This window comes from Actinomadura sp. NPDC048032 (assembly GCF_040653175.1).
GTDB lineage: Bacteria > Actinomycetota > Actinomycetes > Streptosporangiales > Streptosporangiaceae > Spirillospora > Spirillospora verrucosospora.
The window spans coordinates 1-1,518 of the sequence record NZ_JBEZJP010000784.1; the positions used below are offsets into that span (position 1 = coordinate 1).

Genomic DNA, 1,518 nt, shown 5'->3' on the forward strand with positions numbered 1-1,518 from the left:
GGCCATCGCCGCGTCGAGCTGCTCCCGGGACGCGTCGGGGGCCTGCTCGGCGACCTCGCCGGTCGCCGGATCGATCACGCCGAAGGCGCCGGGCGCCGTCACGGCCCGGCCGTCGATGGTCATCGAGAAGTTCTCGGACACCTGGGTCCTCCGCTCACGGATTTACCGAACGGGATTCAGTATTCACCCTCGCCGCCTTCCTGACGAGAGCCGCCGGGGCGCGGCGCCGGGTGGCGGGCGGCGACATGACCGGATCCGGCGACATCCCGGCGAGCGCGGGAGTCCGGAGGGAGGATCCCTCCATGCGACGACGTTGCTCAGCGGTGTCAGCCCTCACCCTCGCCCTCCTCGGAGCGGGCGGCGCGACGGCGTCCGCGGCACCCCAAGCGCCCCCCGCCCGGCCGGCCGCGCCCCGGCTGACCGACTCCAGGCCCTGCGCCGGGCAGCCCGGCTTCACCTGCTCGTTCCTGACCGTGCCCCTCGACTACCGCCGTCCCGCGGGCGGCCGGACCCTGAGGCTCCAGGTCGCGGCGGCGGACGAGGCGCGCGCGCCCAAGGGCGTCCTGATGTTCCTGACCGGTGGCCCGGGGCAGCCCGGCGTCCCCTTCATCTCCGGCATCTCCAAGCGCCTGCCGGAGCTGGCGAGGAACTACCGGTTCGTCATGATCGACCAGCGCGGCACGGGGGAGTTCGGCGCCGTCGACTGCCCGCGGCTCCAGGCACAGGTGGGCGGCAGTGACATCGAGCCGCCCACGCCCGGCGCGGTGAGGGAGTGCGCCGGCGTCCTCGGCGACCGGCGGCACTACTTCACCACCGAGCAGACGGTCGGCGACCTCGACCAGCTGCGCCGCGCGCTCGGCGTGCGGAGCTGGACCGTGGACGGCGTGTCCTACGGGACCATGACCGGCGCCGCCTACGCCGCGTCCCATCCGGCCGGCGTCAGGAAGCTCGTCCTCGACTCGGTGCTCCCGTTCGTCGACCCGCAGGGCGACGACATGCTCTACCTCACCGGGCTGCGGGCCACCGCGCGCGTCCTGCGCGACGCCTGCGCCGCCGCGCCCGCCTGCGGCTTCGACCCCGCCCGCGACCTGGCCTGGCTCGCACGGCACCGCCAGGACGCCGTGCGGATCTGGGACATGCTGGTGACCTACGAGTTCCTCGACCCCACCTACCGGGACGCCGGCGCCCTCGGCGGGCTGGGGGACGTCGTCTCGGCGGTCCACGACGCCCGCCACGGCGACGCCGCGCACCTGGACCGCCTGCTCCGGGCGCTCGACTCCGGCGGCGAGGACCCGGCCGAGTACAGCTCGGGCCTGCACATCGCGACGATCTGCGGGGACGGCCGGTTCCCGTGGGGGACGTCCGAGACGCCGCCGGGCGTGCGGAAGGCCGCGCTGGAGCGGGTGCGCAGGCACCTGCCGGCCCGGGCGACCTGGCCGTTCACCGCGGACACGGCGGTCGGCGGCGGGTTCGTCCAGGAGTGCCTGCACTGGCCGTGGGCGCGGCACACGGCCGAAC

The 1,518-nt window shown here is 75.4% G+C and carries 1 protein-coding gene; it reads left to right on the forward strand.

Annotation, left to right across the window (positions count from 1 at the left end; all coding sequences use genetic code 11):
- Positions 1-323: 323 nt before the first annotated feature.
- Positions 324-1,518 (forward strand): alpha/beta fold hydrolase (locus AB0C69_RS42185; protein WP_360362549.1); only part of this gene is annotated, 1,195 nt, incomplete at its 3' end.